The 23,173-nt window shown below is 72.6% G+C and carries 15 protein-coding genes; 10 read left to right on the forward strand and 5 right to left on the reverse strand.

The window, feature by feature from the left end; translation table 11 throughout:
* The first annotated feature begins 318 nt into the window (after positions 1 to 318).
* The 4 genes from QSK21_RS05810 (at position 319) to QSK21_RS05825 (ending at position 4,284) form a co-directional block, all read left to right on the forward strand.
* Positions 319 to 2,274: an endonuclease/exonuclease/phosphatase family protein gene (locus QSK21_RS05810; protein WP_285694184.1), complete on the forward strand. Its 1,956-nt coding sequence runs from the start codon at positions 319 to 321 to the stop codon at positions 2,272 to 2,274.
* 69 nt (positions 2,275 to 2,343) lie between these two features.
* On the forward strand, positions 2,344 to 2,853 hold the full coding sequence (locus QSK21_RS05815; protein WP_285694185.1) for a GNAT family N-acetyltransferase: 510 nt from the start codon (positions 2,344 to 2,346) through the stop codon (positions 2,851 to 2,853).
* A 65-nt stretch (positions 2,854 to 2,918) separates the two neighbouring features.
* Complete coding sequence (gene coaE, locus QSK21_RS05820; protein WP_285694186.1) at positions 2,919 to 3,524, forward strand: dephospho-CoA kinase; 606 nt, start codon at positions 2,919 to 2,921, stop codon at positions 3,522 to 3,524.
* A gap of 10 nt (positions 3,525 to 3,534) precedes the next feature.
* Positions 3,535 to 4,284, forward strand: coding sequence for an integrase (locus QSK21_RS05825; RefSeq protein ID WP_285694187.1), 750 nt, complete (start codon positions 3,535 to 3,537; stop codon positions 4,282 to 4,284).
* A 32-nt stretch (positions 4,285 to 4,316) separates the two neighbouring features.
* On the opposite strand, the gene QSK21_RS05830 is transcribed toward QSK21_RS05825, so the two are convergent.
* The gene (locus QSK21_RS05830; RefSeq protein WP_285694188.1) at positions 4,317 to 10,220 is read right to left on the reverse strand and encodes a WD40 domain-containing protein; all 5,904 of its coding nucleotides are present in this window, start codon (positions 10,218 to 10,220) and stop codon (positions 4,317 to 4,319) included.
* Positions 10,221 to 10,278: 58 nt separating this feature from the next.
* On the opposite strand from QSK21_RS05830, the gene QSK21_RS05835 reads away from it, so the two are divergent.
* Positions 10,279 to 11,511 carry an ArsB/NhaD family transporter gene (locus tag QSK21_RS05835; protein WP_502871513.1) on the forward strand — a complete coding sequence of 411 codons (1,233 nt, stop codon included), beginning with the start codon at positions 10,279 to 10,281 and terminating at the stop codon, positions 11,509 to 11,511.
* Here the strand turns inward: QSK21_RS05835 and QSK21_RS05840 are convergent.
* From QSK21_RS05840 to QSK21_RS05850, 3 genes are all read right to left on the reverse strand, one after another.
* A complete protein-coding gene (locus QSK21_RS05840) occupies positions 11,501 to 12,412 on the reverse strand; it encodes an inositol monophosphatase family protein (RefSeq protein ID WP_285694190.1) in 912 nt (303 codons plus the stop codon). The genes QSK21_RS05835 and QSK21_RS05840 overlap by 11 nt on opposite strands.
* Before the next feature lie 104 nt (positions 12,413 to 12,516).
* Positions 12,517 to 13,074, reverse strand: coding sequence for a hypothetical protein (locus QSK21_RS05845; RefSeq protein WP_285694191.1), 558 nt, complete (start codon positions 13,072 to 13,074; stop codon positions 12,517 to 12,519).
* 247 nt (positions 13,075 to 13,321) lie between these two features.
* Positions 13,322 to 14,371 carry a hypothetical protein gene (locus QSK21_RS05850; RefSeq protein ID WP_285694193.1) on the reverse strand — a complete coding sequence of 350 codons (1,050 nt, stop codon included), beginning with the start codon at positions 14,369 to 14,371 and terminating at the stop codon, positions 13,322 to 13,324.
* Positions 14,372 to 14,520: 149 nt separating this feature from the next.
* Between QSK21_RS05850 and QSK21_RS05855 the strand changes: the two genes are divergently transcribed.
* The 3 genes from QSK21_RS05855 (at position 14,521) to QSK21_RS05865 (ending at position 19,218) form a co-directional block, all read left to right on the forward strand.
* The gene (locus tag QSK21_RS05855) at positions 14,521 to 15,672 is read left to right on the forward strand and encodes a sensor histidine kinase (RefSeq protein WP_285694194.1); all 1,152 of its coding nucleotides are present in this window, start codon (positions 14,521 to 14,523) and stop codon (positions 15,670 to 15,672) included.
* A 103-nt stretch (positions 15,673 to 15,775) separates the two neighbouring features.
* Positions 15,776 to 17,908, forward strand: coding sequence for an excinuclease ABC subunit UvrB (gene uvrB, locus QSK21_RS05860; RefSeq protein ID WP_285694195.1), 2,133 nt, complete (start codon positions 15,776 to 15,778; stop codon positions 17,906 to 17,908).
* 479 nt (positions 17,909 to 18,387) lie between these two features.
* Positions 18,388 to 19,218: a TIGR03620 family F420-dependent LLM class oxidoreductase gene (locus QSK21_RS05865; protein WP_285694196.1), complete on the forward strand. Its 831-nt coding sequence runs from the start codon at positions 18,388 to 18,390 to the stop codon at positions 19,216 to 19,218.
* Positions 19,219 to 19,344: 126 nt separating this feature from the next.
* On the opposite strand, the gene QSK21_RS05870 is transcribed toward QSK21_RS05865, so the two are convergent.
* Complete coding sequence (locus QSK21_RS05870) at positions 19,345 to 19,725, reverse strand: VOC family protein (RefSeq protein WP_285694197.1); 381 nt, start codon at positions 19,723 to 19,725, stop codon at positions 19,345 to 19,347.
* Positions 19,726 to 19,890: 165 nt separating this feature from the next.
* Between QSK21_RS05870 and QSK21_RS05875 the strand changes: the two genes are divergently transcribed.
* Positions 19,891 to 20,643: an ABC transporter ATP-binding protein gene (locus QSK21_RS05875; RefSeq protein ID WP_285694198.1), complete on the forward strand. Its 753-nt coding sequence runs from the start codon at positions 19,891 to 19,893 to the stop codon at positions 20,641 to 20,643.
* Entirely contained in the window at positions 20,643 to 23,162 is a 2,520-nt protein-coding gene (locus QSK21_RS05880) for an ABC transporter permease (RefSeq protein ID WP_285694199.1), read from the forward strand. Before QSK21_RS05875 ends, QSK21_RS05880 begins: the two co-directional genes overlap by 1 nt.
* Positions 23,163 to 23,173 lie beyond the last annotated feature (11 nt).

Consider the following 23,173-nt stretch of genomic DNA (forward strand, 5'->3'; position numbering starts at 1 on the left):
TGGTTCGCAGGATCCTGGACGGTTACCCGCCGTTCCCGGGCGGTCATGCACCGTTTCCACGAGGTCTCGGGTGGCTTCGGCGGCTTGGGGACACGGCCGGCGCGGGCGCGCGTGACCGCGCGAACACGGGCGCGGAGCCCGGGGTCTGGAGGCCGCCGCTGCGCTATTCTCGCGCGCGACGGCCAGGTATCGCGCGGATCGCGGTGCCCGCCCTTCGTGCCGCCGTAGTACCGCGACACCGCTGTACCGCTACACAGCGGTACAGCGCCATCGCGGTACCGCCCCTCCGCCCGATCGTCCCCGGGAGCAAACGTTCAATTGGCCACCACACAGCTCGGTACCAGGCCCGGTGAACCCGTCCAGCCGGCAGGCGCGCCGATCGTCCCGCAGGGGCCGGCGCGGCTGGCGCTGATCGCGGTCACGGCGGCGGTGCTCGCGCAGACGCTACGGTTCGCGCTGCCCCAGTACGACCATTTCGCCGACACGGCCGGGACCGCGGTCGCGGGCGTGGTGCTCCTGGCGGTGTACCTGGCCGGGCTGGCGGCCCCGCTGATCAGGAGCGTGGCGGGGCCGCGCGGGCTGCTGCTGGCCGGGGTCGGCGGGCTGCTGGTGGTGCGGCTGCTCGCGCAGGCGCTGACCCCGCAGACCTGGCTGGCGTTCGCGGGCACCGCCATCGGCATGATCGCCGTGGCCGCGCTGTACGAGGGCGCGCGCGGCCTGTCCGGCGTGGGCTTCGCGACCGCCACGGTGGCGGGACTGTCGGCCGACACCGCGATGCGGATGGCGTTCGCGACATGGGACGCGTCGTGGCGCTCGGGCGTGGGCCCGTGGCTGGCGTGCCTGCTGTTCGTGGGCCTGGGCGCCGCCGCGCTGTACAGGGAGCTGGCCTCGGGTCCGGTCGAGCCCCCAGGCGTCTCCTGGCGGGACGCCTTCGGGGCCGTGGCGTTCGGGCCGTTCCTGGCGTTGCAGGTGCTGGTGCTGTCCAGCCCGGGGTTCGTGGCGTCGGCGAGCTGGCGGTCGCTGACCGCCGCGCACATCGTGATCGTGGTGGGGCAGGGCCTGGCGCTGGCGTTCCTGGCCTCGGGACTGGCCGTGCGCGCCGTGCCCGGCGGCGTCTGCGTCCTCGGCGGGACGCTGCTCGGCCTCGGCGCCGCCGCGGTCTCGGGGACCTACTCCATCGCGGGTGTCGAGGTGGTCCCGGTCGTGGTGATCGGGCATGTGCTGTCGGCATGGCTGCTGGCGGTGGCGTGCCGGGCCCCGCTGCGCCGCGCGGGGACGGGCGGCCCGGTGTGGAGGGTCGACGTGGGCGCCGCGACCGGTGGCCTGCTGATCGGCCTGATCCTGGTGTCGTACCAGGTCAGCGCGCTGGAGCCGCTGCCGTTCCCGAACAATGCACTGCCCGGCCTGGCGGGGCTCCTGCTGGGCGCGCTGGCGGCGATCGCCGCGGCCCGCGGCGGGCCGCTGCCGGCCCGCGCGCCGCTGCGGGCGCTCACCGCGGGCGCCGCCGCGCTCGTCCTGCTGCTCGGCACGCTGGCCTTCACCGTGGCCGGGCCGGACGGGACGGCGCAGGCCGCACCGGCGGACGGCCGTGTGCGGTTGCTCACCTACAACATCCACGACGCCGTCAACCAGAAGGGGCGGCTCGACCCGGAGAGCATCGCCCGCAACATCGAGGCGCAGCGGGCGCACGTGGTGCTGCTCCAGGAAGCGGGCCGCGGGTCCCTGCTGTCGGGGACGACCGACGTGGGCGTGTGGCTGTCGCGGCGGCTCGGCATGACGCTCCTGTGGGGCCCGGCCGCGGACGGGCAGTTCGGCAACGCGATCCTCACCTCGCTGCCGGTGGAGGACTCGGGCATCGGGCGGATGCCCAGGGGTGACTGGTCCCAGATCCGCGGGTACGTGTGGGGACGGCTGCGGGTCGGGGACCGGTCCCTGACCGTGTGGTCGACGCACCTGGAGGGCGGCGCCGACCAGGCGGAGGAGCGGACCCGGGAGATCGCGGCGCTGGTACGGGCCTGGGGCGGCGCGCCCCGCACGGTCATCGGCGGCGACCTCAACGCCGCGCCGGGCAGCGCCGAGATCACCCGGATGCTGGACGGCACGGAGCTGCGCAGCGCCGCGCCCAGCGGCGACCCGTCGCCGACCACGGCCGACGGCCGCCGGGTCGACTGGATCTTCGGCACCGACGACCTGCTGCTCTCCGACTACGACGTGCCGCGCTCGGCGGCGTCCGACCACTATCCGGTCGCGGTGACCGTCTCGATCGGCCCCTGACGCGGCGTTCGACGTCAAGGAGGCGATCGGGCGGCTCCGCGGCCGGGGTCTGGGGATCTCCCAGGAGGGATGGGCATGAGTGAGCCGGAGGGGCGGGGCGCCGTCATCGAGCGCGCCGTGCTGGACGACGCGGGGGAGATCCTGACCGTGCAGCGAGCGGCCTACGTCTCCGAGGCGCAGCTTTACGGCGACCCGTTCATCCCGCCGCTGGTGGAGTCGCTGGAGCAGGTGCGCAAGCTGCTCGGCGGGGACGACGCGGTGGTGCTCAAGGCGGTGGTGGACGGCCGCCTGGTGGGGGCGGTGCGCGCCCAGTTCAGCGACCGCACGTGCCTGGTGGGACGGCTCGTGGTGGCGCCGGACATGCAGGGCCGCGGTATCGGGCGCCGGTTAATGGAGGCGCTGGAACGGGAGGCGGCGGACCGCGCGGACGCCTGCGTGCTGTTCACGGGCCATCTGAGCGAAGGCAACCTGCGTCTCTACCGGCGGCTCGGCTACGGCGAGACGCACCGTGAGCGGGTCGCCGCCCACCTCACCCTTGTGCACATGCGCAAGGCGCTCGTCCCCGCCGCCGCGCAGTGAACGCCACGCAGTGAACGCCACGCCGTGAACGCCGCGCCGTGAACGCCGCGCCCTACAGTGGTGCCGTGCTGAGAGTGGGACTGACCGGCGGCATCGGGGCGGGCAAGAGCGAGGTGTCGTCGCTGCTGCGCGAGCGCGGCGCGCTGGTCGTCGACGCGGACGTGATCGCGCGCGAGGTGGTGGAGCCGGGCACGCCCGGTCTGGAGGCGGTCGTCGCCGAGTTCGGCGAGGAGGTCCTGCGGCCTGACGGCACGCTGGACCGGGAGAGGCTCGGCTCGATCGTCTTCTCCGACCGGGACCGGCTGGCGGCGCTGAACGCCATCGTGCACCCGCTGGTGGGCGAGCGGATGCGGGACCTGGTGGACGCGGCGCCGCACGACGCGATCGTGGTGTACGACGTGCCGCTGCTGGTGGAGAACGGGCTGGCGGACGACTACGACGTGGTCGTGGTGGTGGACGCCCCCGTGGAGGTGCAGCTCGACCGGCTGACGTCCCGGCGCGGCATGAGCGAGGAGGACGCCAGGGCGCGGATCGCCGCCCAGGCGTCCCGCGAGGAGCGCCGCGCCGTCGCCACCCACGTGATCGACAATTCGGGCTCCCTGGACGATCTCAAGGCCCAGGTGGACGCCCTCTGGGAGGATCTGACCCGGCGTGCGGGCTCGGCCGGGTGAAGGGGACGCGATGCGGGTGACGTGGGCGACCGACGAGGGCAGTCCCGAGCGTGGCAACGAGGACTTCGTCGCGTCCGCACCGGGCGCCGTCGTCGTCCTGGACGGCTGCGGGCTGCCGCTGGGCACCGATCTCGGCTGCGTCCACGGCACGGCCTGGTATGCCCGCTCGCTCGGCATGAGGCTGCTCTCACGGCTCGTGGACGGCCTCGGAGGGGCCCGCCCGTCCTCGCCCCCGGTCGGGCCCCCGGAAGGGACGTACAGGCCGGATCAGCGCCCTCTGGTGGGCCGCCTGGCGGGCGCCATCGCCGATGTGGCGGCGTCCCACCGGTCGACCTGCGACCTGCGCCGCCCGACGACGCCCGCCGCGACCGTGCTGGCGCTGCGCGTCCGCGGCGATCTCGTGGACTACCTCGTGCTGGCCGACTCGACCCTGCTGCTGGACGGCCCGGACGGGCTCCGGGAGATCACCGGGGGCCGGCACTACGCCGCCGCCGACCCCGCCGTCGCCCGGCACGCGATCACCGGCACCGTGCCGCTGGCCGGCCTGCGCCACGCCTACCTCCTCACCGACGGCGCCACCCGCCTGGCCGACCGGTTCGGCCTCGCCGACTGGCACGGGCTGGCCGGCACCATTTGCGAGCAGGGCCCGGCCGAGCTGATCGCCCGCACCCGCGAGGCCGAACGCAGCGACCCGAGCGGCGCCCGCTGGCCGAGGGGCAAACCCCACGACGACGCCACCATCGCCCACTGCGCCTTCTGAGGGCCTCTTGGGGGACTCTTAGGCGGGGCTTGTCAGAAGTCGGCCTCCATGGGGATCTGGCGTACCTCGGGGAGGTAGGCGTCCAGTTCGCCTGGCTCGAAGCGGCACATGCCTATCGCATACCAGAACTCGCCCGCCGTGTTGCCCTCCCGCTTGTAGCGGCCCTCGGGGGAGAGGGCGGCCCATCCCTCGGAAAGGCCGAGGAGGGTGACGCGGGGGGACGGGGCGTCCCGTCCCGTGGGGTCGGGGACGTTCCACAGTATGACCGCGCCGTCGTCGCCCGCCCCTGCGAGAAGCGTCCCGTCCGGGCTGAACTCCACCGCCCAGACGCGGCGGGTGTGGCCGGTGAGGGTGTGCAGGTGGTGCCCGGTGTGCGCGTTCCATAGGTGGATGACCAGGTCGTCGCCCGCCGTGGCCAGCAGCGCGCCGTCCGGGCTGAACGCACACGTCCACAGCCGCCCGGCGTGGCGGGTCAGGATCCGCTGCGGCTCGCCTGTGCGCGCGTCCCACAGCCGCGCCGTGCCGTCGTGCCCGGCGCTGGCCAGGGTCCGGCCGGAGGGGTGGTGGCGTACGCGGTAGACGCGGTCGGTGTGGCCGTGCAGCTCCGACAGCAGGGTGCCTGCGCGGGCGTCCCAGATGCGCACCAGCCCGTCGTCGCATCCGGTGGCGACCCGCGTTCCGTCGGGGCTGAAGTCGATGGAGCGGACGCGGCCCCTGTGGTCGGCGAGGTTGACGATCTCGCGCCCGGTCGTCCAGTACCAGAGGCGGACGCTGTCGTCGTCGTTGGCGGTGGCCAGGACCTCACCGCCGGGGTTGAACGCCTGCGCCCACACGTGGTCGGTCTCGACGTTCAGCTCGCGCTCGAACGTGCCCGTCCCGGCCTGCCACAGGTGGACGCCGCCGTCGTTGGTGGCGGTGGCCAGCCGCGTCCCCGCGGGGCTGAACGTGGCGAAGGTGAGGTTGTCGGCGATACCGCGCAGCACGCGCACGAGGCGGCCGGTGCGCGGCTCCCACAGGCGGACCAGGCCGTCGTTGCCGCTGGTGGCCAGGAGGCCGCCCTCGGGGCTGAACGCGACGCCGGTGGTGCGCCTGCCGTGGCCGCGCAGGACGAAGCGGCACTGGCCGGTCTCGGTGTCCCACAGCCGGGCGGTGCCGTCGTTGCTGCTGGTGGCGAGCTGCGCGCCGTCCGGGCGGAACGCGAACGGCCACACCGCCCCCCGGTGCCCGGACAGTTCCAGCCGCTGCCGCCCGGTCGCGGCATCCCAGAGGCGGACGGACCCGGCGCTGTCGGCGGTGGCGAGGCGCCCGCCGTCGGGACTGAACGCCGCCTGGTAGATGGCGCCGCCGTGGCCGGACAGCGTCAGCTTCTGGCGGGCGCTATCCCAGAGGCGGACCGAGCCGTCGGTGTCGCCGGTCACCATCAGCTCGCCGCCGGGGTGGAACGCGATGGCGTAGACACGGCCGGTGTGGCCGAGCAGCTCTTCCCGTATCTCGCCCGTGTGGATGTCCCAGAGCCGCACGGTGCCCGTCTCGTCGCCCGCGGCCAGCAGCGCCCCGTCCGGGTGGAACACCGCGCGGAACACCGCGCCCCTGTGGCCGGTGAGAGTCCGGCGGAGGGCACCGGTGGTCAGGTCCCACACGCGCAGGGTCCCTCCCGCGTCACCTGTCACCATCAAAGACCCGTTGGGGTCGAAGACCGCCGTGTAAACGGGGGAGGTGTGCCCTGACAGCTCGTGCCGCAGATCCCCTGTCGCGGCGTCCCAGAGGCGGATCGTGCCGTCCGCGGCCCCTGCCGCGATGAGGGGATCGGGTCCGGGGCCGACGACGACGGGCCAGACCCCTTCGGGGTGGACGGTGTGCGTGTGCGCGGTGTGTCCCGTGGCGAGGTCCCACACGCGGACGGTGCCATCGGCGGCGCCCGTGACGAGCAGGCTTCCCTGGGAGTCGAACGCCACCGCGTAGGCGCGGCCCCGGTGCCCTTGGAGGGTGCGCAGGGGAGTGCCGGTGACTGCGTCGCAGATGAGGACGCCTCCGTCCTCGCCGCCCACCGCGACCACGGAACCGCCGGGGCTGTAGGCGAGCGGCTGCGGCAGCCTGCTGGTCTGGAAATGGAACCCGTACGGGACCCCGACCGCCGCGGGGGCCATCTCGATGCCCACGGGCCGTCCCGGGGCGATCGCGGCCTCGCGTAGCTCGGGGGAGCGTGCGATGCGGTCGGGGAGCGCGGCGGCGATGAGCGCGGCACGGGTCCAGCGGCCGCCGTCCACCATGGCGTCGCGCAGGTCGGCGCGGGCGAGCCGGGCTCGGGACAGGTCGGCGCCGCGCAGGTCCGCGCCGGTCAGCCGCGCCTCGTCCAGCCGCGCCCCCGCCAGGGACGCGTCGCGCAGGACGGCGCGTGACAGGTTGGCCCCCACCAGATGCGCGTCGGTGAGGTCGGCGCCGGTGAGGTCGACCTCCTGGAGGTCGCGGTAGGACAGGTCCTCGCCCTGGAGGCGGGCGCCGCGCAGGTCGGTGCGGGCCGGCGTGCGCAGCCTGGTGGTGATCTTGATGGCGTTGGCGCGGGCGGCGTCGGCCGCGCCCGGATCGGCCAGCACGCCCGCCACCCAGTCCTGGCAGGCACGGGTGTCGGCCAGGTCGCACAGGAAGTCCACGGTGAGTTGCGACAGCGCCCTGCGCGACAGTGCCGCCGGTGTGCCGCCGCCCTCGAACTCCATGGCGATGTGCCGCGCCACGAGCCACTCCATGACCGACCCGTGGATGAACCCGAACATGCCCTCGGCGGTGCGCACCAGCAGGCTCCCCGCGCCCACCGCGTGCGTCACCTGCTCGGACGACAGCCGTCCCTCGGCCAGGTCGCTGAGCGTCCCGGCGACGTCGGCGAGCTCGGACAGTTGCAGGAACTCCTCGTTGCCCTCCCACAGCCGCAGCGCGAGCGTGCCGACCGCCGTCCACATGTCCTCGACGGTCAGCCCGGAGGGCCCGCCCGACTGGCGGACGCGCTCCGCCTCGTAGGTGAGCCAGGACGTCAGGATCTCGCGGTACAGGTCGGCCGGGCTGACGGTCGCGCGCGCTTGGGCGACGGCGCGCAGCCGTTCCTCGGGCAGGTCGGCGATGAAGCTGAGCATCCGCGGGTTGCTGGTCAGGCCGAGCAGCTCCCCGATGCTGTGCAGGGCGCGCAGCCGCGTGTCGGCGGCCTCCTCGCTGCCGTACCGGCCCACCAGGTACGAGCGCACCTGCGCCGGGTTGAAGTCCTCCAGGCCCAGCACGCGCCGGTGCGGCAGCACGCCCACCTTCTCGCCCATCGCGGTCAGCACCTGCGCCTGGGACTTGAAGTGCTGGGTGCGGCTGGCCACCACGATCTTCGCCTTGTCCTGGGCCGCCTGTAGCAGCGTGTCCAGGTGGTCGGCGGCCTGGTCGTAGGTGACCCTGGTGACCAGCTCGTCGAACCCGTCGAACAGCAGCACGATGCGGCCCTGGCGCAGCATGTAGTGGAACGCCTTGAGGTCGATCAGCTCCTCGCCGTGGTTGGCCAGGTGCGCCGCCACCAGGCCGTCCACCGAGTGCGCCTTGTCGAGCGCGCGCAGCTCGATGAGGATCGGGATGACGTGCGGCAGCTCGGCGGGGATGCGGCGGGCCAGCTCGCGCAGCGCGAACGTCTTGCCGCGGCCGAAGTCGCCCAGCAGGAGCAGGAAACGCCCATGGTCGGCGGCCAGCAGCCGCAGCATCTCCCCGACGACGTCCTCCTGCACCTCCTGGTCGCCCGCTTCGGACGACGCCTGCCCGCCGCCGGCGCGTGGCGTGCGGAGGCTGTCGAGCTGCCGGAACCGCTGCGGAACGTAGAGGGACGGTGGGTACAGGCCCCCCGCGTTGAGCCGCGCGGTCTGGCCCGCGACGTACTCCGACAGGTCCAGCAACCCCTGGAACTCGGTCAGGCTGCGCAGCCGTATGCCGCGCCGCATCGCGTCCTCGCGCAGGGAGCGGGGCGGTGCCGGCCCTAGGAAGACCAGTTCCGATCCGAAGTCGTCCCCGTCCGCGTGGACGTGCCGTACGAAGGCGTCCACATCGGCCTCGGTGACCTGCCCGACGTGGGCGCCGATGCGGTACTGGCGGACGAACCCGTCCTCCATATGCGAGAGCAGCAGGTGCGGCGGGTCGGCCTCGATACGGCGGATCTTCGGGTTCTCGAACCTCGTCTCGCACGCCTCGGTGATGCGGTCGAGAAGGCGGCCCGTCGGGTCGGGAGTGGGTTCCGGGGGCTCCTCCCCGCCTTCGCGTAGGGGCACCAGCGGCGGGACGGGGCGGGGCTCGTCGGGCGGGGGCGGGAACGTGCCACTCACCATCGTCCAGGACCGGTCGAGCCGTTCCGGGCCGCGCCGCGCCGCGTCCTCAGGGGTCCAGCGTTCCAAACCGTCCCTGCTCACCACGAGGATCTGGTGACGTCCGGTGGCGAGCGCGGGAACGGACGGCACACCCGATGGCAGCAGCGGGATCATCCCCTGATCGGACTCGGCCCCTTGGAGGAACAGGTTGACGTGGCCAGCGAGCAGGGAGTTGACGGTGTCGGTATCGCGCAGCGCACCGGGCTCAGAGGGGATGGGGCTGTGCGCCACGGCGGCGAGCCTCAGCCAGCCCTCGCTCTCGTAGTGCCGCAGCCGCTCGGTGAACCACGCCGCCTGCGCCTGACCGACCTGCCCGTACCTGTCCCCCGGGCGATGCGTCTGCGGCATCGTCGAGTTGAGACCGGCCACCACGACCTTGAGGTCGTCCATGGGGAACAGCGTCCACGGCTGTGCGCTGTCGAAGATGAGACTGTCCAAGCCCTGGTAGAACTCCTTGAACAGTCCCGTGAAGTGCCGCCACTTCGGCCAGAACGGGGGCTGCGGATCGATGTCGTCGGCCTCGCAACTGGCGAAGTACGCCTGGCACGCGGCGCGCGTCACATCGTGCGTGCCGGGCACGACCACCACGCGCTGCGCCTCCAGGCCGAGAAGCGCGCGCAGGCTCGTCAGGAACGACAGGGCCTCGGTGAACTCCTTGCGGCTCCCCGAATGCGTCAGGTTGCCCGTGACGACCAGCAGATCGGGCCTGGGCACCCCCGCGTCCGCGAGCAGCGTGACATCGCTCCAGATGCGGTTCTGCAGGTCCGTGGCGCTGGTCGGCTCGTCCGGCTCGGCGAGCGTACGGCCGAAGCGCGGGCCCGACACGTGCAGGATGCTCAGCCGCTCCCGTGGCCGCTCGTCGTCGCCGTTGCCGGAGCGGGCGGGGAACGCGGGCGGCACCACGGGGGCCCTGCGCGCGGGGCGCTCCCCGGCGATCTCCGGCAACCGGGGCTCGGATCCTTCGACGCGCCCCTGGAGCGGCGCGCGGCCCGGCGGTGCCGATCCGGTGCCTCCGGCCGCCCCGGGGAAGCCCGGGCCGTTCAGGGGACGGGCATGACCCGCCAGGGCCTGCTCGATCCGTTCCATCAGAAGCGCGCGTGCCTCATCGGCATCCTCGATGCCGACCAGGTCCACGTAGGTGATGGTGGACAGCAGCCCGTCGATCGGGCAGTCCTCGATCCGCACGGTGACGAGCTTGTTCGCGGGGTCGTCCGGGTCGGCGCGCAGCGCGGTCATCCACTCCCACCGGCCGTACCGCGAACGCAGGTAGTTGCGCGACAGGACGGCGACCACCACCTTCGCCTCCGACAGGCCGCGGTCCATGAAGTCGATGAAGTTGGTCCCGGCGACGAAGTCCCACGCCTGCATCATCGTGCGGAACCCGGCCGCCTCCAGTTGCCAGGCGATCCAGGACGCCCAGCGCTCGTCGGCGGGGGAGTAGCTGATGAAGAAGTCGGTCGGGCGCTCCCGCCGTGAGGGCTCGCGGCCCGGCGGCTCTCGCCTGAAAGGCTCCGGCGCTGGAGGATCCTGTCGGAAGGCTTCACCGGGGGGAGTCATGCGGCCAGTATCGCGCGGCCTCGTCACGGGTCCCAGGGCGGCGCGCGGCCATGGGATCATGAGGCGCGTGGTGACCCTCGCACTGCCGTTCCGCCGCCTGGCCCGTGCCTTGAGCGTGCTGGACTGGGTCCGCGTCGGGTTGCTGGCCGCCGGGCTGGGGTTCGTCGCGACGGGGCTGCTGCCCGCGGACGACGCCGAGGCGAGCGTGCGCCGGATCGCGCCGATGCTGGTCTTCCTGTTCTCGGTCATCGTACTGGCGGAACTCACCAAGGAGGCAGGGGTCTTCGACCTCATCGCCGAACGGGTGGCGCGCGCCGGACGGGGAGGCTACGGGGCGCTGTTCTTCCTGTGCGTGGCGTTCGCGTCCCTCACCACCGTCTTCCTCAACCTGGACACCACCGCCGTCCTGCTGACCCCCGTCATGCTCGCCCTGGCCGCGCGCACGGGCATCGCCGCACTGCCCCTGGCGATGACCACGGTATGGCTCGCCAACACGGCCAGCCTGCTCCTCCCGGTGTCGAACCTGACCAACCTCCTGGCCTCCGACCGGGTCGCCTTGGAGACACCCGCGTTCGCCGAACGCATGTGGGCCCCGCAGCTCGCGTCCCTGGCCATCACCATGGTGATGCTGTGGGTCTTCTACTGGAGACGCGGCGAGCGTGGGGCCGACCGGTACGAGCCGCCATCGCCCACACCCATCCATGACCCGGTGCTGTTCGGCGCGACGGCGCTCGCGTGCCTGGTGTTCATCGGGGCCGTCCTGGCGGGCGCGGAGACCGGCTGGGAGATCGCCATCGCGTCCAGTATCGCGGCCGTCATCGCGGTGGCCGCGTTCGCCGTGCGGGAACGGTCGCATCTGCGGCCCGCGCTGATCCCCTGGCAGTTGCTCGTGTTCGTCACGGGCCTGTTCCTGGTGGTGCCGACACTGAGCCGGTTCGGGCTGGACACCGTGATGCGCGGGCTCGTCGGTGTCGACGACGGCACGGGCGGGGCGTTCCGCGCGGTCTTCTCGGGCGCGGGGCTGTCCAACGTGCTGAACAACCTGCCCGCCTACGTGGCGGGGGAGTCGGTGGTGCACCCGGACAACCACGACCAGTTGCTGGCCTTGCTCATCGGCACGAACGTGGGGCCGGTCATCACCCCCTGGGGCTCGCTGGCCACGCTCCTGTGGTTCGAGTGGTGCCGGCGCCGGGGCGTGACCGTGCCGATGCGGCGCTTCGTCCTCACCGGTGTGGCGCTCGCCGTCCTCGGATGCGCGGCCTCCACCGCGGCCCTGCTGCTCACAGGCTGAGGCGCGGGGCCTCCATGCGGACGATCCCCAGCAGGCGATCCAGATGCTCGGGGCGTGCCGCGACGAAGCTGAGCTCGTCCGGGGAACGGTCGATCGACGCTTCGTACGAGGAGCCGTCCAGCCCGCGCAGTTCCGCGCCCGCCTCCGCGGCCAGCAGCGCGCCCGCGGGCAGGTCCACGATCTCGGGCCGGTAGCCGACGATGCCGTCGATGTCGCCACGCGCCAGCATCACCCACGCCACCAGCGGCGCCCACAGTTGCAGCAGGCGGCGGCTGTGGGCCTCCAGCATCGACCTCATGGGTGACGCCACCGGGTCACCCGGCCCCACCCGGTGGCCCTGCGTCCACGCCAGGACAGGGTTCTCCAAGCGCCCTGGACGTTGCGTCCCGCCGAGCAGCAACGCCGTCCCCGACGGGCTGCGCGCGCCCTCACCGCGGATCGCCGACCACGTGCGCCCGCTCACCGGATCGTGGACGACGCCTAAGACGGGGACAGAACCAGCGCACAGCGCCAGCCCCACCGCGTACACGGGCATCCCGATCGCGATGTTGTTGGTGCCGTCCAAGGGATCCACCAGCCACACCGGGGGCCGGGCGCCGTTGCCATCGGGCTCTCCGGACGCTTCAAGCAGACCCGACTCCTCGGCGATGATGCGGTGCCCGGGGTAGGCCGCACGCAGCCGCCGCACGATCAGCGACTCCGCCGCCATGTCCAGGTCGGTCACCACATCCCCGGCGTCGTCCTTGAGCCGCACCTCCATCGGCCCCTGCATCCGGGCTCGCAGGAGGGCCCCGGCCGACTCGGCGGCGTCCACCGCCACCCGCCGGGCCGCGGCCAGGTCGACCTGTGCCGTGGCCGGCGTCGCTGGAGCGGCCCTGGCGGTGGGGGTGAGCGGTCTCATCGAGGCGTCTCCAGTGGCGTCCGGTCCGCGGGCGGCCCGGTGCGGGAAGGGGTCGACCGGGAACGGTCCGACCGGGAACGGGTCAACAACGGGTCAACAACGGGTCAACTCGGTGCGGTGCGACCGGTCCGCCCGCGCGTGCCGGGCGGGTCGGGATCGGCCGGGGGCCTCGCGGCGACACGGCCGGCGGCGGGTTCGGGCAGGACCGGGTGGGCGGCCTCGATGCGCCGGACCGAGCGCAGTGCCGCCCTGGCCGTCTCGTCCGGCCCGCAGCGCAGCCGCCGCGTCTCGTGTGACGGGGCGTCCAGCGGGCCGAGCGACAGGTTGCCGCCGCCCGGGTCCTGACGGCCCAGCGCGACGGTGGCCGCGTCGGGGCCGCCCTCGACGTACGTGCTGTGGAAGACCCCGGCCGGCAGCGTGTAGGTGTCGCCCGTGCCGTAGGTGGAGGCGGCTCCGGGGAGGTAGCGGACGGTACGGCCGGTCGCCTTGAGCTCGTCCACCTCGCCCTTGCTGACGACCTCGAACAGCCGGTGCGTGGCACCGTCCGGTCCGGAGGGCGCGGTCTCGGCCACATGGGCGCGGGCGTTCCGCACCGAGCCGTACAACACGAAGCTCACCAGCTCCCAGCTATGGCAGTGCACGCCGGAGGTCGTCGTCTCCACCGACTGTACCTCGGGGGACCAGATATGCAGGCACACGCCTAGGTCACCTGTCCGTTCCAAAGGAAGACACAGGAAACCCAGGGGATGGCGCACCGCGTTGATGGGCATACGCCCCTCGGCGATGTCACCCAGCACGCGCCAGGCCCACCGCGGGACGGTGGCAGCCGCAGTACCCCCGGTGATCTCCCCGTACAGGTCGGTGTAGCGCATGGCCGTCTGTCCGCTGCGTCGATCTGGTGGTCGTGGCCTACTCGTAGGGGTCCTTGGCGCGGAGCGCCTTGCGGATGATCTCGACGATGTCGCGGTCGGTGTAGCCGGGCGCCAGATCGATCCCGAGCACCTCGAAGAGCTTGCGCACCTCCTCGACGGTCGGCTCGTCGTCCAGCGGCGCCGTCCGGGCCCGCTCCACCGGCACCCGCCGGGCCTGGTCGAGGCTGGTCTGCAACTCCGCGCTGATCCAGCCGTAGTAGAACTTGCCGCTGTCGATCACCAGCGCCTCGCCGCGCGGGTCGTCCCGCGTCACCACCACGCGCGACGCCGCGAGGTCATAGCGCAGCGTCGTCATCGTCTGCGACAGGCCGATGTCGATGTCGAGCATGCCGAACCGCTGCTTGTGCCAGCACGCCGCCAGGATCGTCGCGTACGCCTCCTTGCGGGTGCGCTCCAGCGTCCACGTCTCCCCGGTGGCGTCGGGGCGCTCGGCCACCGAACGCCGGTGCTGCGCGTAGTCGCCGCACACCGCCTCATTGGTCGGATCGATGATCTCAAGGCGGAACCACAGGGTGCGGCGGTCGCGGCGGGCGGCGGACACGCACTCGGGCAGCGTCTTGGCCCGGATGTAGGTGCCGGTGCCGCCCTTGAAGAACCACCGGTCGGTGTCGCGCCGGGCCTCCTCCAGCACCTGACCCACCTGCGCCCCGCTGATGACCCGGACGACCGCGGTCTCCTCCAGCGCGCGCCTGGTGTCGGTCACCACGCCCTCGAACACGTCCAGGCGGTCGAACTTCGCGCTGAGGTCGTCCAGGCTCGTCGAGGAGGACTGGAGCGCCTGGCGCACCTCCACCTCGACGGGGGCCCGGCGGGCCCGGTCCCGCAGCAGGTAGGTGGCGAGCAGGCCGACCACGGCCAGCACCGCGCCGTCGGTGATCTCATTCTCGTTCGGCAGGTCGAAGCCCACGCTGAGCACGCCGACGGCTATGGCCAGGACCAGCGCGATGACGGCGTCGATGTTCTTCCCTACCCAGGTGGCGAAGCGGGTCATCGTCTGCTGCATCCCCGTCCATGTCGGCGTGGTCATGGTAACCACCCCGCGCGGCATGCGGCCACCGCCATATCCCTTGCGTGGAAGGGGTTCCCGCGAACTCCGCCGCCTTTTCTCGGTAAGGCTCCCTTTGAACTGCCATGACCGGTGCGGGATGTGCACAACCTGCGCTATAAGCTCGTTCCATGACCATCCGGGGCTGGTGGTCGGCGCTGTGGCCGACGCGTCGCTCCCGTGCGCTGGACGTCTCACTGGCCCTCGGGACGGCCGTGCTGGATGGTGTCTGGCTGTTCTACGCGGAGCAGCATTTCTGGCTGCCCCCATGGGAGGTCTCGCTCGCCAGCGTCATCCTGGGCCTGGCCCTGGTGGTGCGGCGCCGCCACCCGGTGGGATTGACCGTGTTCGGCCTGATCTTCGCCCCGCCCACGGGCGGCGGGGGCATCTCGGCCCTCATCCAGCTCTACTCCCTGGGCGCCTACGCGGCCTCGCGGCGGACCGTCATCGCCCTCGCGGTCGCCGGATACCTGCTGTACCTGATCTTTCCGGGGCCCACGGTGACGACGGAGTCGTTCGCCGTCCGGGCCATCACCGGGTTCGCCTTCATCGCCCCGCCCGTCCTGCTGGGCCTGTACATGGGCACCCGCAAGCAGCTCCTCCGTTCCCTTCAAGAGCGCACCGAGCGGCTGGAGCGCGAGCAGCATCTGCTGGCCGAGCGTGCCCGGGGGGAGGAGCGCACCCGGATCGCCCGCGAGATGCACGACGTGGTGGCCAACCGGGTGAGCGTCATGGTCGTCCACGCGGGGGCACTCAAGGCGATCGCCGCCCGCGACCCCGAGCGCGCCGCCGAGACCGCCGCCGTCATCGGCGACATGGGACGGCAGGCCCTGGAGGAGCTGCGCCATGTCATCGGGGTCCTGCGGCAGGGTGAGGAACCCCTCACCCAGGGCACCCCCTCTTTCTCCGAGATACGCGAGCTGATCGGAAGGTCCAGCGCCGCCGGGCTCCCCGTGGAGATCACCGTCTCGGGTGAGGAACGTCCCATGCCGCCTGCCGTGGGACGCACGCTCTACCGCCTCGTCCAGGAGGCCCTGACCAACGTCCACAAGCACGCAGGGGACGCCGACACGGAGATCGAGGTCGCGATGACCGCCGAGGCGGTCGAGGTCGAGGTCCGCAACGCCCGGCCCCGCGCCGCCCCCAGGCACGGGCTGCCCAGCGGCGGGCACGGCCTGGTGGGGCTCCGGGAGCGGGTCACCGCGCTGGGCGGCGGCTTCGAGGCGGGCCCCTGCGAGGGCGGGTTCAAGGTCAGGGCCCGCCTTCCGCTTCCGGCCTCCTGACCTGCGGAAATAATCCCGGGCCCCAGATTGTCCTTCCCCCTGCATACAGTGGGACGGGCAGCGAAGGCCGGCCGGTGGGCCGGCATGGCACGAGGGGGGCGGGATGCGTCCGATCACCGATCTGCGGCGCCGCGTGGCGCCGTTCGAGGTCGTCACCGAGATGACGCCGTCCGGCGACCAGCCCCAGGCCATCGCCGGGCTGGCCGAGCGGATCGAGCGCGGCGACAAGGACGTGGTGCTGCTCGGCGCCACCGGCACCGGCAAGACCGCCACCATCGCCTGGCTGGTGGAGAAGCTCCAGCGGCCGGTCCTGGTCATGCAGCCCAACAAGACCCTGGCCGCCCAGTTCGCCAACGAGCTGCGCGAGATGCTGCCCAACAACGCCGTCGAGTACTTCGTCTCGTACTACGACTACTACCAGCCCGAGGCGTACATCCCCCAGACCGACACCTACATCGAGAAGGACTCCTCGATCAACGACGAGGTCGACCGGCTGCGGCACTCGGCCACCAACTCGCTGCTGACCCGCCGCGACACGGTGGTGGTCGCCTCGGTGTCGTGCATCTACGGCCTGGGCACCCCGCAGGAGTACGTCGACCGGATGGTGCGGCTGCGGGTCGGCGACGAGATCGAGCGCGACGACCTGCTCAGGCAACTGGTCGGCATGCAGTACACCCGCAACGACCTGGCGTTCAGCCGCGGCACCTTCCGCGTCCGCGGCGACACCGTCGAGATCATCCCGCAGTACGAGGAGCTCGCCGTCCGGATCGAGATGTTCGGCGACGAGATCGAGAAGCTGGCCACCCTGCATCCGCTGACCGGCGAGGTGATCAGCGAGGACGAGGAACTGTACGTCTTCCCGGCGTCCCACTACGTCGCGGGCCCGGAGCGGATGGAGCGGGCGATCCGCGACATCGAGGCCGAGCTGGCCGAGCGCCTGGCCGAGCTGGAGGGCCAGGGCAAGCTGCTGGAGGCGCAGCGGCTCCGCATGCGCACCACCTACGACATCGAGATGATGAGGCAGGTCGGCACCTGCTCCGGCATCGAGAACTACTCCCGGCACATCGACGGGCGCCCGGCGGGCTCGGCGCCCAACACCCTGCTGGACTTCTTCCCCGAGGACTTCCTGCTGGTCATCGACGAGTCGCACCAGACCGTCCCGCAGATCGGCGCGATGTACGAGGGCGACGCCTCCCGCAAGCGGATGCTGGTCGAGCACGGCTTCCGGCTGCCCTCGGCCATCGACAACCGGCCGCTGAAGTGGGAGGAGTTCCTGGAGCGCATCGGCCAGACCGTGTACCTGTCGGCCACCCCCGGCTCCTACGAGCTGAACCGGGTCGGCGGCGACGTGGTCGAGCAGGTCATCCGCCCCACCGGCCTGGTCGACCCGGAGATCGTGGTCAAGCCCACCAAGGGCCAGATCGACGACCTGATCCACGAGATCCGGCTGCGCACCGAGAAGGACGAGCGGGTCCTGGTCACCACCCTCACCAAGAAGATGGCCGAGGACCTCACCGACTACCTGCTGGAGATGGGCGTCAACGTCCGCTACCTGCACAGCGAGGTCGACACCCTGCGCCGCATCGAGCTGCTGCGCGAGCTGCGCTCGGGCGAGTTCGACGTGCTGGTCGGCATCAACCTGCTCCGCGAGGGCCTCGACCTGCCCGAGGTGTCGCTGGTCGCGATCCTGGACGCGGACAAGGAGGGTTTCCTCCGGTCGGAGACCTCCCTGATCCAGACCATCGGCCGCGCCGCCCGCAACGTCTCGGGCCAGGTCCACATGTACGCCGACACGGTCACCCCGTCGATGGAGCGCGCGATCGACGAGACCAACCGGCGCCGGGCCAAGCAGATCGCCTACAACACCGAGCACGGCATCGAGCCGACCGCGCTGCGCAAGCGCATCGCCGACATCCTCGACTCGCTGGCCCGCGAGGACGCCGACACCGAGACCCTGATCGGCGGCGCCGGGCGCCAGCAGAGCCGCGGCAAGGCCCCCGTCCCGGGCCTGGCCTCCCGCACCCGTGCCCGCGGCTCCGAGGCGGCGGGCCGCCACGCCGCGGACCTGGTCGGCGAGCGTCCCCGCGAGGAGCTGGAGGGGCTGATCGAGCAGATGACCGCGCAGATGCACCAGGCCGCCACCGACCTCCAGTTCGAGCTGGCCGCCCGCCTCCGCGACGAGATCAAGGAACTCAAGCGGGAGCTGCGCGAGATGAAGGAGGCCGGCGTCAACTGACGGAGGCCCCGGTGCGCGTCCTGCCCGCCTGGCTCCTGGCCAGGACCGCGCCCATGAGAGGCCGTCCGGTTCCAGTTCCCGGTAGGTGCCCCAGCCCCGGTCGATCGCCACGTCGAGCAGGGCGCGGACGACGCCGGGCCGGTGCAGGCCGAGGTAGGCGCCGTCCTCCGCCCGCACCACCCGCCGTAAGACCCGGCGCCTCGGGCACACCTGCGTAGGGGCTGCCCTGGTCCGACTTGGGAATAGGGGGAAGGGCCTGGCGGCACCTGCCCGTAGGCGCCGCCGTAAGGGGGCGGCTGCTGTCCCGGCCGCTCGTCGGGAGCCGGTCGCGGTCGCGTCATGCGGATCATGGTAGGGACTCCCCGCCCACCGACCTGACCGATCTTGCACGGGCAGAAGCGCACCGGTTGACCTCAAGCAAAGTTGAGCTACTAGCGTCGGCGGCGTTCAAGGATGGAAACCTCGGAAGGCGCAGGCGGATGACACGACTTGACCTCGGCCCCATCGGCGTGACCCTGGACGTACGCCCCGACGGCGGTCACCTCGACGACGCCGCCATGCTGGAGAGCCTCGGCTACTCGACGCTCTGGATCGTCGGCGGCCAGTTGGCGACCCTGGATCCCCTGCGAGACGTCATCGGGGCGACCAGGACCGTCCCCGTCGGCAGCGCGATCATCCCCGCCCGGGTGTACGCGCCCGAGGACGTGGTCGCGCTGCGCCGCGACCTCGAGACCTCCCATCCGGGACGGCTGATCACGGGGCTGGGCGGGGCGCACGGCGATCACCCGCTGCGGACCATGAACGCCTACCTCGACAGCCTGGACGCCGCCGACCCGCCCGTCCCGGCCGCCGCCCGCATGCTGTCGGCGCTGGGCCCGCGGATGCTGGAGCTGTCCCGCGACCGGGCGGCCGGTGCCGTGCCGCTGCTGGTCACCCCGGAGTTCACCGCGGACGCCCGGCGGATCCTGGGGGACGAGGCGACCCTGGCCGTCATGGAGTACGTCGTCCTGGAAAGCGATCCGCGGCTCGCAAGGGACACGGTGCGCGAGCCCATCGGCTTCCTGACGAGGGTCGGCGGCTACCCGAAGAACCTGCGCCGGATGGGCTTCACCGAGGAGGACATCGCCGGCCTCAGCGACCGCCTGATCGACGGGCTGGTCGCGTGGGGCGACCTCGACACCGTCACCGCCCGCCTGAAGCGCCACCTGGACGCGGGCGCCGACCAGGTCGTCCTGGTCGTACGCCCCACAGACCCGAACGCCATCCCTCACAAGGAGTGGCGTGCCTTGGCCGACGCCCTCATCGGCTGACTCCGGGCAGCATGCGGCTACCAGGCTGCGGCGATGGAGCGCGTGCCCAGAAGCCCCGCCCAGTCCGCGGACTCGGAGACCGCCGAGTGGAGCCGGGTTCGTGGGTGGGTCGGCTGGTTGCGGGGGTCAGTACGGGAGTTGCTGGAGGGTCCAGCCGTTGCCGTCGGGGTCGGTGAAGGCGGCGTAGGAGACGGCGGGTTTGCCGGGGGCGCCCATGGTCTCGACTTCGGCGATCTCGACGCCGCGGTCGAGGAGCCAGGCTCGGGACGCGTGGATGTCGGAGACGACCAGGTGCAGTCCTTGCACGGAGCCAGGGGGTGTGTCGACGACTCCGGTGCCGATGCAGATCGAGCACGCCGAGCCCGGTGGGGTGAGCTGGACGACGCGGAACTCGTCGCCGAACCGCTGGTCGAGGTCGACGGTGAAGCCGAGCTTGGTGGAGTAGAACTCCTTGGCGCGGTCCACGTCCGAGACCGGGATCGGGACGAGTTCCAGCTTCATGTCCATGGCGGTGTCCTTGTCCGACTGGTGGCCTGCCTCACGGTAGGGCCCTCAACGATCACGTGGGCGGCCGTGGCCATGAGAGGACGCAGGAACACCTGACGAAAGTCATGGGGGCGCCCGCCGATCCTGCATGGTGGACGGGGCGGGCGGATTCCTAGGTTCGACGGCATGAACGATGCCGATCACTGGGCCGCCTCCGCCACGGAGCTGACCAAGGTCTACGGTCAGGGCGAGACGCGGGTGACCGCGCTCGACAAGGTCTCCGTCGGGTTCCGGAGGGGCGAGTTCACCGCGATCATGGGGCCGTCCGGGTCGGGGAAGTCGACCCTGATGCACTGCATGGCGGGCCTCGACTCGCTCACGTCCGGCTCGGCGCGGATCGGCGGTACCGAGCTGGGCTCGCTGGGCGACCGGCGGCTCACCCGGCTGCGCCGCGACCGGGTCGGGTTCGTCTTCCAGTCCTTCAACCTGCTGCCGACGCCGACCACGGGCGAGAACATCACGTTGCCCCTCGACATCGCGCGCCGCAGGCCCGACCCGGAGTGGCTGGCGAGGGTGGTGGCGACGGTGGGCCTGGCCGACCGGCTCGGGCACCGTCCCGGGCAGTTGTCCGGCGGGCAGCAGCAGCGGGTGGCGGTGGCGCGGGCCCTGGTGACGCGGCCCGAGGTCGTGTTCGCGGACGAGCCGACCGGCAACCTGGACTCGCGGTCCGGCACGGAGGTGCTGGGATTCCTGCGCGATTCGGTACGGGGGCTGGGAAGCACCGTGGTGATGGTCACGCACGATCCGGTGGCCGCCGCGTACGCGGACCGCGTGGTGTTCCTCGCCGACGGACGTGTCGTGGGGGAGCTGAGCGGGCCCACCGCCGAGGCGGTGCTCGACTTCGTCAAGCGGCTGGACGCGGGGAGCGGTCAGAACTGATGGTCCGTACCGCGTTGCGCGACGTTATCGCGCACAAGGCCCGGCTGCTGATGACCGCGCTCGCCGTTCTGCTCGGCGTGGCGTTCGTGTCCGGCACGCTGGTGTTCACCGACAGCGTCTCCACCGCCTACACGCGCGGCTCCGAGAGGAGCTTCGACCGCGTGGACGTCCGGATCCGTCCCATCGGGACGGGGGACTCGGGCGGCACCGGCAGCCTGCTCGACAGGCGCCTGCTGGACCGGGCGGGCGCGCTGCCGGGCGTCGCGTCCGCCACCGGCACGGTGTCCGGTTTCACCGCGCTGGCGGGACGGGACGGCCGGATGCTCGGCGACGGCTGGGCCACCATGGGCGCCAACTACTCCGGGCAACCGCTGGTGGAGGGACGGGCGCCGCGCGCCGCCGGCGAGATCGCCATCGACGCCGAGACCGCCGCGCGCAGCGGGTACGGGGTGGGCGACACCGTCCGGCTGTCGGTGAGCGGACCCGTGCTGGACGGGCGGGTCACCGGTGTCTTCTCCACGACCGATGGGAACGTCGCGGCGGGCGGCACGCTCACCGTCTTCGACACCGCCACGGCCCAGCGCCTGTTCGCGGAGCCGGGCCGCTACAACCACATCGACCTGGAGGCGGCGCCCGGCACGTCCCAGGACGCGCTGCGGCGGCAGGTGGAGCGGCTGCTGCCGTACGGGAGCGAGGCCGTCACCCGGGGCGAGCTGGTCCGGCAGCAGACGGCCCGGAACGCCGCGAGCTTCTCCTCGCTCTCCCAGATCCTCCTGGCCTGCGCGGGCGTGGCGCTGTTCGTCGGCGGCTTCCTGATCGTCAACACCTTCACGATGCTGATCGCCCGGCGCGGCAGGGAGCTGGCGCTGCTGCGCGCGGTCGGCGCGACCCGGGGGCAGGTGACCAGGTCGGTGCTGGCCGAGGCCGCCATGGTCGGCCTCGTCGCGTCCGCGGTGGGCCTGGCCATCGGCGCCGGTGTGGGCGCGGCCGTCCGCGCGCTGCTGTCGGCCTCGGGCGGCCTGCTGCCCGACGGCCCGCTGGTCATCAGCTCCGCCACCGTGCTGGTCTCGCTGGGGCTCGGTCTCGGCGTCACGCTGGCCGCCGCGTGGCTGCCCGCCCGGCACGTCTCGGCGATCCCGCCGGTGGCGGCGCTGAGCGGCGCGTACACGCCACCGGCCGGGCGGCGCCTGGTGGTGCGCGACTCCATCGGCGCCGTCCTCGCCGCGACCGGTGGCGGCATGGTGGTCGCCTCCACCTTCGCGGACGGGGGCGGCACCGCGGCCCTGGACGAGCAGGAGGCGTTGCTGGGCCTGGGGGCGGTGCTGCTGCTCACCGGCGTGTTCGTGCTGACCCCGCTGATCTCCCGACCGGTGATCGCCGCCGCCGGGCCCGCGCTGCGCCGCTTCGGCGTGGTCGGACGGCTGGCCGGGCGGAACGCCGTGCGCGATCCGCGCCGCACGGCCGCCACCGCCTCGGCGCTGACCATCGGCCTCACTCTGATCACGGCCCTGAGCGTGCTCGGCACCAGCGCCGACAGGACCATCCGGGAACTGGCCGGAGCCGACTACATCCGCGCCGACTACGTCGTCACCATGGCGAACTCCGGTTCCCTCGCGCCCGACGCGGAGCGGCGGCTGAACGCGCTGGAGGAGGTCGTCGCGTCGTCCCCGAGGCGGGAGACGCCGGCCCGTGTGGACGGTGAGGACCAGGCGGTGACGGGCTTCGACACGGCGACGATCCGGCAGCTGGTCGGGTTCGAGTTCGTCGAGGGGACGTACGCCCCCGGCGACACGGCCGTGGTCGACGACGTGACCGCCGCCGAGCGCGGCTGGCGCGTCGGCGACACCCTCACGGTCGTCTGGCCGGACGGCAGGCGCGGCACGCTGACGGTCAGCGGCCTCTACCGGAGCGCCTTCGACAGGGGTGTGAAGGTCGACACCTCCGTGATGGACCCGCATCTGGACCGCATCGCCGACAACCAGATCTTCCTCAAGACCAGGGGCGGGACGAGCGACGCCAACAGGCGCGCCGTGGAGAGGGCGCTGGGCGGCAGTCCGGCCGTCCGCGTCTCCGACAAGGACGACCTGGTGAAGCAGTTCACGGGCGCGGTCGGGATCGTCCTGAGCGTCCTGTACGGGATGCTCGCGCTCGCCGTCCTCGTCGCGGTCCTCGGCGTGGTGAACACGATGGCGATGTCCGTCCACGAACGCGCGCGGGAGATCGGGCTCCTCCGCGCGGTCGGGCTGGACCGCCAGGGCGTCCGCCTGATGATCCGCCTGGAGGCGACGGTCATCGCGCTGTTCGGCGGGGCGCTGGGCGTCGCGCTCGGCGTCCTGCTCGGCTGGGCGGCCGGTGAGCTGGTCTCCACGACGGTCCTGGACACCTGGAGCTTCGTGGTCCCCTGGGGACGCCTGGCGCTCGTGCTGGTGTCGGCGGCGCTGGTCGGCGTGGAGGCCGCGGTGTGGCCGGCGCGCCGCGCCACCAGGCTCGGCACGCTGGAGGCGATCGGCGCCGGATGAGGCGGTGTCCC

The organism is Actinomadura sp. NBRC 104412 (assembly GCF_030269515.1).
Classification (GTDB): Bacteria; Actinomycetota; Actinomycetes; order Streptosporangiales; family Streptosporangiaceae; genus Spirillospora.

Excerpts from the sequence above, each read along its gene's own strand:
- QSK21_RS05815 (WP_285694185.1), top strand. The coding sequence starts at position 2,344 with ATGGGCATGAGTGAGCCGGAGGGGCGGGGCGCCGTCATCGAGCGCGCC.
- QSK21_RS05825 (WP_285694187.1), top strand. The coding sequence starts at position 3,535 with ATGCGGGTGACGTGGGCGACCGACGAGGGCAGTCCCGAGCGTGGCAAC.
- QSK21_RS05830 (WP_285694188.1), bottom strand. The coding sequence starts at position 10,220 with ATGACTCCCCCCGGTGAAGCCTTCCGACAGGATCCTCCAGCGCCGGAG.
- QSK21_RS05835 (WP_502871513.1), top strand. The coding sequence starts at position 10,279 with ATGAGGCGCGTGGTGACCCTCGCACTGCCGTTCCGCCGCCTGGCCCGT.
- QSK21_RS05840 (WP_285694190.1), bottom strand. The coding sequence starts at position 12,412 with ATGAGACCGCTCACCCCCACCGCCAGGGCCGCTCCAGCGACGCCGGCC.
- QSK21_RS05850 (WP_285694193.1), bottom strand. The coding sequence starts at position 14,371 with ATGACCACGCCGACATGGACGGGGATGCAGCAGACGATGACCCGCTTC.
- QSK21_RS05855 (WP_285694194.1), top strand. The coding sequence starts at position 14,521 with ATGACCATCCGGGGCTGGTGGTCGGCGCTGTGGCCGACGCGTCGCTCC.
- uvrB (WP_285694195.1), top strand. The coding sequence starts at position 15,776 with ATGCGTCCGATCACCGATCTGCGGCGCCGCGTGGCGCCGTTCGAGGTC.
- QSK21_RS05865 (WP_285694196.1), top strand. The coding sequence starts at position 18,388 with ATGACACGACTTGACCTCGGCCCCATCGGCGTGACCCTGGACGTACGC.
- QSK21_RS05870 (WP_285694197.1), bottom strand. The coding sequence starts at position 19,725 with ATGGACATGAAGCTGGAACTCGTCCCGATCCCGGTCTCGGACGTGGAC.
- QSK21_RS05875 (WP_285694198.1), top strand. The coding sequence starts at position 19,891 with ATGAACGATGCCGATCACTGGGCCGCCTCCGCCACGGAGCTGACCAAG.
- QSK21_RS05880 (WP_285694199.1), top strand. The coding sequence starts at position 20,643 with ATGGTCCGTACCGCGTTGCGCGACGTTATCGCGCACAAGGCCCGGCTG.